Origin of the sequence: Fictibacillus nanhaiensis, from assembly GCF_023715445.1 — a bacterium.
Lineage (GTDB): Bacteria > Bacillota > Bacilli > Bacillales > Fictibacillaceae > Fictibacillus > Fictibacillus nanhaiensis_D.
Window position 1 is genome coordinate 23,519 of sequence record NZ_JAMBOD010000017.1, and the last position, 6,360, is coordinate 29,878.

At 38.2% G+C, this 6,360-nt stretch carries 9 protein-coding genes and 1 riboswitch; of the genes, 3 read left to right on the top strand and 6 right to left on the bottom strand.

The features are described from left to right. Positions 1 to 204: 204 nt before the first annotated feature. The 5 genes from M3196_RS20815 to M3196_RS22040 all read right to left on the bottom strand — a co-directional run bounded on the left by M3196_RS20815 (position 205) and on the right by M3196_RS22040 (position 3,775). Positions 205 to 1,140, bottom strand: coding sequence for a diguanylate cyclase (locus M3196_RS20815; protein ID WP_251324222.1), 936 nt, complete (start codon positions 1,138 to 1,140; stop codon positions 205 to 207). Positions 1,141 to 1,346: 206 nt separating this feature from the next. After that, positions 1,347 to 1,435: riboswitch (cyclic di-GMP riboswitch) on the bottom strand. A gap of 77 nt (positions 1,436 to 1,512) precedes the next feature. After that, on the bottom strand, positions 1,513 to 2,166 hold the full coding sequence (locus M3196_RS20820; RefSeq protein WP_251324223.1) for a serine/threonine protein kinase: 654 nt from the start codon (positions 2,164 to 2,166) through the stop codon (positions 1,513 to 1,515). Between the two features lie 99 nt (positions 2,167 to 2,265). Further along, on the bottom strand, positions 2,266 to 2,625 hold the full coding sequence (locus M3196_RS20825) for a hypothetical protein (RefSeq protein WP_251324224.1): 360 nt from the start codon (positions 2,623 to 2,625) through the stop codon (positions 2,266 to 2,268). A 16-nt stretch (positions 2,626 to 2,641) separates the two neighbouring features. After that, complete coding sequence (locus M3196_RS20830) at positions 2,642 to 2,851, bottom strand: hypothetical protein (RefSeq protein WP_251324226.1); 210 nt, start codon at positions 2,849 to 2,851, stop codon at positions 2,642 to 2,644. A gap of 93 nt (positions 2,852 to 2,944) precedes the next feature. Continuing rightward, entirely contained in the window at positions 2,945 to 3,775 is an 831-nt protein-coding gene (locus M3196_RS22040) for an STAS domain-containing protein (RefSeq protein WP_276531461.1), read from the bottom strand. Positions 3,776 to 3,909: 134 nt separating this feature from the next. On the opposite strand from M3196_RS22040, the gene M3196_RS20840 reads away from it, so the two are divergent. Next, a complete protein-coding gene (locus tag M3196_RS20840; RefSeq protein ID WP_251324227.1) occupies positions 3,910 to 4,272 on the top strand; it encodes a DUF2243 domain-containing protein in 363 nt (120 codons plus the stop codon). On the opposite strand, the gene M3196_RS22135 is transcribed toward M3196_RS20840, so the two are convergent. After that, a complete protein-coding gene (locus M3196_RS22135; RefSeq protein WP_338082968.1) occupies positions 4,269 to 4,925 on the bottom strand; it encodes a peptidoglycan recognition family protein in 657 nt (218 codons plus the stop codon). The genes M3196_RS20840 and M3196_RS22135 overlap by 4 nt on opposite strands. Positions 4,926 to 5,209: 284 nt before the next feature. Here M3196_RS22135 and M3196_RS20855 point away from each other — a divergent pair, with 284 nt between their 5' ends. Beyond that, positions 5,210 to 5,647, top strand: coding sequence for a MarR family winged helix-turn-helix transcriptional regulator (locus M3196_RS20855; protein ID WP_251324228.1), 438 nt, complete (start codon positions 5,210 to 5,212; stop codon positions 5,645 to 5,647). A 73-nt stretch (positions 5,648 to 5,720) separates the two neighbouring features. After that, positions 5,721 to 6,360: MFS transporter (locus M3196_RS20860; RefSeq protein WP_251324229.1), on the top strand; the 640-nt coding region annotated here is incomplete at its 3' end.

Consider the following 6,360-nt stretch of genomic DNA (forward strand, 5'->3'; position numbering starts at 1 on the left):
GCAAAGACTAGTATACGTAAAACGCAGGAAAAACCCCTGGTATTTAAAGGATGTTCTCTAAGAAAAAAAGAAAAAACAGCTACATGATCAGCTGTTTTTCCCCGCTTTTCGCATTATCTAATTTTAGTGTATTTCTGTTTGCTGATAAAGAAGCTCATCTGCACGCTGTCTAATATTGCGGGACATTCTCCTTAAGTCGCATTTTCATGTTTTCACTTCTCTTTTATTGCTGTACATCCGCTCATCTGCCATTTGAAGATAATAATCAATGTTATCGCATGCATCACCCAAAAGCTCGATGGCGCCATATGCTAAAGAAATTGACGTATTCCATGCCATCAGCTGATTCTCCATCTTTTCAACAAGTTTGTAAGCTTCCTCTTCCGTTAAACCCGGCAGTAAAAAGACAAATTCATCTCCGCCAAAACGGAATCCTGATAAAAGTTTCAATCGTTTGGATAACTCGGCGATCTGCTGTAAAAGTTCATCTCCGGTATGATGGCCATACTCATCATTGATATGTTTAAAATTATTAATATCAAACATTACTAAAGTTATCGGCATTTTTTGCTTTTGAGCTTTGTTAATTTCTTTCTCCAGGCAGTCATAAAAGTACCGGCGGTTGTACAGATTTGTGAGCGGGTCACGAATACTGATCTCCTTTAAATCCTTAAACTGCTGAGAAGAAAAACCGCTTAAAAAACCTGTGATAGCCCGGTGTGCGACCGTGTTCCAGCGGTCAAGCATAAAAAGCTGCACGGAAAGAGACTCATTATCCACAACGCTTTTCATTTCGTGCAAAACCGTTTCTCTTATACTCGTAGAAAAACAGGCTAGTGCCTGATGCGGAATGCGCTGATGTCTTAAGAAGTGAATCCCTGACCGGAAAGCCTTTTCTTCTGCCTGTTTTAAGAAAAACTGAAAACGCTCTTCTTGTAAAAAAACAGCATGTACAATTCCGCGCAAAAATTTCTCCAGGATCTTTTCGTATTGTTCTACAAAACCGTTTAAGAAAGAATGAAACTCCTCATATCGGCTTAAATGTTCTTTATGTGTATGTATCATAGCTGGAACCGAATTCATGAATTCCTTCAACAAGCTTTTTTTGAGTGTGCGTAAATCTAGCTGGAAGTTTTCCATTCTTGCAACCCCTCAAATCATAAAAAATTTACATACAAAAAGCCATTACCCTTAAGTAAAGGGAAATGGCTTCTAAAGTTTTATAAGCATCGATTCTCTTGTCAGTTTGTTCTTCCAGCGCTCATGTATCAAATATACATTCCGCGTCTCAGAACATCACTTCCACGACTTTCTTGCTTCTAAAACATTATTACAATCCGTTCCCCTTTGGCAACCGGCTGCCATTGTATGCATACCATACTTTAGGCCCATAGCTTTGCGTCCCAGTTTTTCAACTGGTTTGCCCTTATAACAAAGGTTTTTATGTATTTATAGATAGTATATCCTATAAAGGTAAAATGTGCCAATATTTTTTATGGGTATTTATTACTATTATTTTTTACCCTTATTTATGGATATTTTTAACTTTTGATAATACCTGTACCCAATTCGGATTCCATTTAAAACAAAATAAGGAATCCGAATTGGAACTCTATACAGGGTAGGCTTGTAAATCTTATAATATGCTTTTCGGAGATCCTTCCATTTGCGGCAAGGCTCTTTTTTATAAAAATCTGAAACGTCTACAATAATACCTTTATGATTCGATATCATCACATTCTTGCCATGGACATCATTCGGAAAAAGTCCCTTTTTTTTTGCGTAACAAAGAGCATCATCAATATCATGGATGACGCTTTCCGGAATTTTAATCCCTTTATGAACACAATCATAAAGGGTGATTCCTTCTATTCTTTTTAATATTAAAAATCTGCCTTCTGTATAAAAACAAACTGAATAGCCCGGATGTTCACCGAGTCGTTCATACACCTTTTTTTCTTCAAGAAGACCGTGTTCTTCTCTTCCGTATATTTTCACGACATACGAAGGGTAGTCAGGGTGATAAAAAACCGCCGCATAGTTTCCGCACCCGAGTATTCTCCAGGGAAAAGGTGTATTAACAGGACATACGGGATCAAATGGATTTCGGCTCTCAATCATGATCTCTCTATTTAATTGTCTTGCAAGCTGGATAAACTGTTCCATTCTTTTCCTCAATCTCTGATTTTCTTCAGTAATAATATCATTCTGCATTACGTTCATTGTATACAGAAGGACTCTAAAAGGAAACTGATGGAACCGGTATTATTTTGATGCAACACGAAGGTAGGATAGCATGAGGGTCTCTGCTTTGTTTTTTAGATGGACGTTCGGAAATCGCATTATTTCACGATAGCCGCGGATAAATATTTCGTATTCTGTAATATCCTTGTCTCTGCGCCCATCCATGACCTTTATTTTTCTCTTTCGAAGCTCGATGCGTACGTCATGCAGGTCTTTGCTCACCTGATTCATAATTTGTTCTAATAGAGCAATATACGGTCGTTTTAATTTGAACGGTGAACGGTTCACTACCTTCAAGTCCCGGTCAAAGAGGGTGAGCATAATTGGATACATCACAAATTTTTCAATGAGTGAACGTTCTTCCTCGTTTCCATATTGCACGTCTATTCCCCCGATCTTAAGAAGGCAAAAACCTGAATTGCGCAGATAAAATATTATTAAATTCAAAGGTTCTGATTTGCTTGCGAACCGCACAATATGCTGTAATCAGTTTACCGTCAAATGAATAAGGAGTAATGAGACGGTGGCTGATCACACCCTTCTCTGATAAATAAATCATCTCGATTGTTGCCCTTTCCTGGATGCATCTCATTAACATATTCGTCATGAAAAAACCTCCTTTTTTTTATTATATGCGAACAAACGTTCTTTTTATACAAGAAAAAAATACCTGCCCATAAAATGGCAGATATTTGTATGATTACTTCGGCTGCGGAGCAATCCCCATTGCTTCAAGTTCCTGATAAAGATTGCCAGAGATCGAGATCCCTTCAAAGCTGATTCCTAATGATACGACGGTCTGTGCGAGCTCAGGACGCATTCCGCTCAATGTAACTTTTACACCTAATAGCTTAAGTGAATTAATAACTTTAAACAGGTTATGTGCTACCATCGTGTCAATAACGGGTACACCTGATAAGTCGATAAATAAGTGCTCGACTTGCAATTCTGTACATTTCTGAAGTGAAGTTTCCATTATTAACTTTGACCGGTGTGTATCAATTGTACCAACGAGCGGCAGAACCGCAACCGATCTTGTTAATCTGACAACAGGCACAGAAAGCTCCTCAATCGCTTCACGGGCAAGTCCAAGCACTCTGTTATTGTTTTCCACATATGCGACACTGAAAGCATGTACTGTTTCATCCAATAACGGGTCAATAATTGAAGCAGCTTTTAATACCGTCTGTACAGAAAAGTTTTCATTGCTGATTTCGCTGCGGATAAAATCCCATAAAACAATTCGATAAAACCGGGTACTGGCTAAAGCCATATCTAAAGGAATTTCATATTGAACAGCCAGCTCTCCGTTACTTTTTCCCCATTCAATAAATCGCTTTTCAACTTCCGCTATGTCTTGATAGAGCGCTTCACCAAAGTAAGTAAACAGCTTGCCTCTTATCTCAAGAACCTGCTCAGTAAGCTGTCCTGCCGGTTCCCCATATTCTGCTCTAACAACATCAATTTTTCTAGCAAGATCGTATCTATGTTCAACAATCTTTTGCCCCAATTCCTGCAGCTGACGTTCCATCTTATCTATAATCCCCCTATAGAAAAAAATAAATGATTGCATACCAAATACTTATATACCATTATAATACATGAATTAAACCTGTTTTTTTAAATCATGTCGGATTTTGTTCTATTTTCTAGTAAGGAGGTACTATGAAGATTTGCTTTGGATTTATTTTTGGGATTTATGCAATGTCTCATTGGTCAACAAAAGCCGCTGCATGGGAATTAAAAGCTGAAACAATGGGTGAACGCTTAGGAGCTGTATGTTTTGGAGTTATTATCTTAGTCTTTATTTTGCTGTTCATTTATAAACGTTATCATTCTTCTTTTTTTCACGGTTTCATAGCAGCAATAGGATTATTTTTAACGGTTGATAACATATTGTTTCATTGGGTATTTCAACTGCACCGGGTTACGAGCGGTCCTGAAGCGAATATACTTGAACCTTTATTTGTTGCTGCGGGAATTGCGCTGGTTTATTTTACATGGAAAAAGGAAGAAAGAAGTATTTAGGCATGTTCAATATATACGGAAAAACCAGCTGCCTTAGCCTTAGCTGCAAGCTTTTGGGCATTATCTCTTGAGGAGAAAGCACCAATCTGAACTTTATAAAGCCTTCCGGGAGCAGTTACCGTGTCTTTGAATTCGTTGCGATTAACAACCTTTTTCTTCAGTTCATATTTCACATCTTCTATAAAAAAAGGAAAGCTTTTATCATATTGATGAAAACTGTTCAACGGATCTGTTCTTCTCTTCGGATCAAGCTCAAAGTGACCTTTGATATGAGTTTCTGGATTCCATTGGAACATCTCACACAAGTAAGCAAAGAACCAGACATAGCGGCGGTATGCTTCATTAAAATCAATGGAAGGTCCGTAACAAAGTTCCACCCCTATGGCCCACTCGTTAGCATCTGAAACATCAGACCTTACATGCCAAGCCTTTTCATGCAGCGGGATAATGACAAGTATTTCATTGTCATCTATAAACACATGGGCTGAGGCGTCTAGCGGCCTGCTGTTAAAACATTTGAAATTTTGCTGTGCTGTTGAATCCGGATTTCCCGTGTCGTGTGCAACCGCATAACGCGGAATCCGGTTTCCTCCAGGCCGCTGTTTAAGGTCCTTTTTGATAAAACGGTTTGTGACTAAGTATTTTTCCTTCACGAACTGCACCTCCTATTCATTTTACTTACATACATCTATACGTAATTCTTTCCATTAAAAAAGAGCCATTACGGCTCAATTTTTTTACATACCACCTGGTGGTGATTGGGTTGTGATCGCCCAGATCCAATAAGCGATTCCTACTAAAAAACCAAAACCAAGCAGCAAAAAAAACAACGTAGAATTCTTCATCCAATTTTTCCCCTTAAGTCTTTTACTTTCTTTCTTATAAAATATAAATTATCATATACTTAGAGAAGAAACAAAAAAGCAAGGGTGTTATAATGGAAAATACAGAGCAATCACATGTAAGAAATAAACTTGAACGTGACTTGGAAATGAGCTTGCGCAGACTATTTCGGACGCTGAGAAAAGGCTTGAATGAATTGTACAGCGATTATATTCCAAGCAATGAGTTTGCTGTATTACAGACTCTTCACAACCAAAGTCCTTTAATGGCTTCAGAAATTGCTAATGAATTAAAAGTTTCTTCTAGCCATATTACTGCAGTTACAGATCGGCTTGTTGGCAAAAATTATATTCAGCGTGTCCGTTCTGATTCTGACCGACGCATTGTATACTTAGAAATTACCGAGGACGGGAAAAAAATCGCACGAGAAATGGATGAAATTAAAAATCAGTATTTAGCTAAAAAGTTTGCTAACTTATCTGAAGAGGAAATGAAGTTAATGATAACATCTTCTACAAAACTGCTTGATTGATGAGGCAGTTTTACTTTTTGTATATACTTCACTTTGTGAAATATTTACTAGATGAACAGGAGGAACTATATTTATGGAACATCTTGAAATGCGCAGGAAAGTTGTCATTATGATTTCTATCATGGCAGCCATGCTATTCGCCGCATTAAATCAAACCATTGTTGGAACTTCCCTTCCGAAGATTATTTCTGATTTAGGAGGGATTGAGTATTATAGCTGGGTATTTACAATGTTTATGTTAACATCCAGTATTACCGCGATACTCGTTGGGAAACTTTCTGATATATACGGACGAAAGCCTTTTATCCTTTTAGGTATTGGGGTATTCACAGTCGGCTCATTGCTTTGCGGTATTTCTGACAGCATCATTGAACTGATTTTATATCGCGGTGTGCAAGGTTTTGGCGGCGGTATGATCATGTCCACAGCGTTTACAGCTGTAGGGGATCTCTTTTCACCCCGGGAACGCGGGAAATGGCAAGGAATCATGAGCAGTGTGTTCGGATTGGCAAGTGTGTTCGGACCGACGCTTGGAGGATATATTGTAGACCACTTTCATTGGCATTGGGTATTCTGGATCTTCCTACCGTTCGGTTTAGTAGCTTTTGCTGCCATCTATTTCCTTTTTCCATCGGTACAACGAAAAGAAAAAGAATCTATTGATTATACAGGATCCTTGCTTTTAACGTTAACAATGGTTCCCCTTTTGCTGT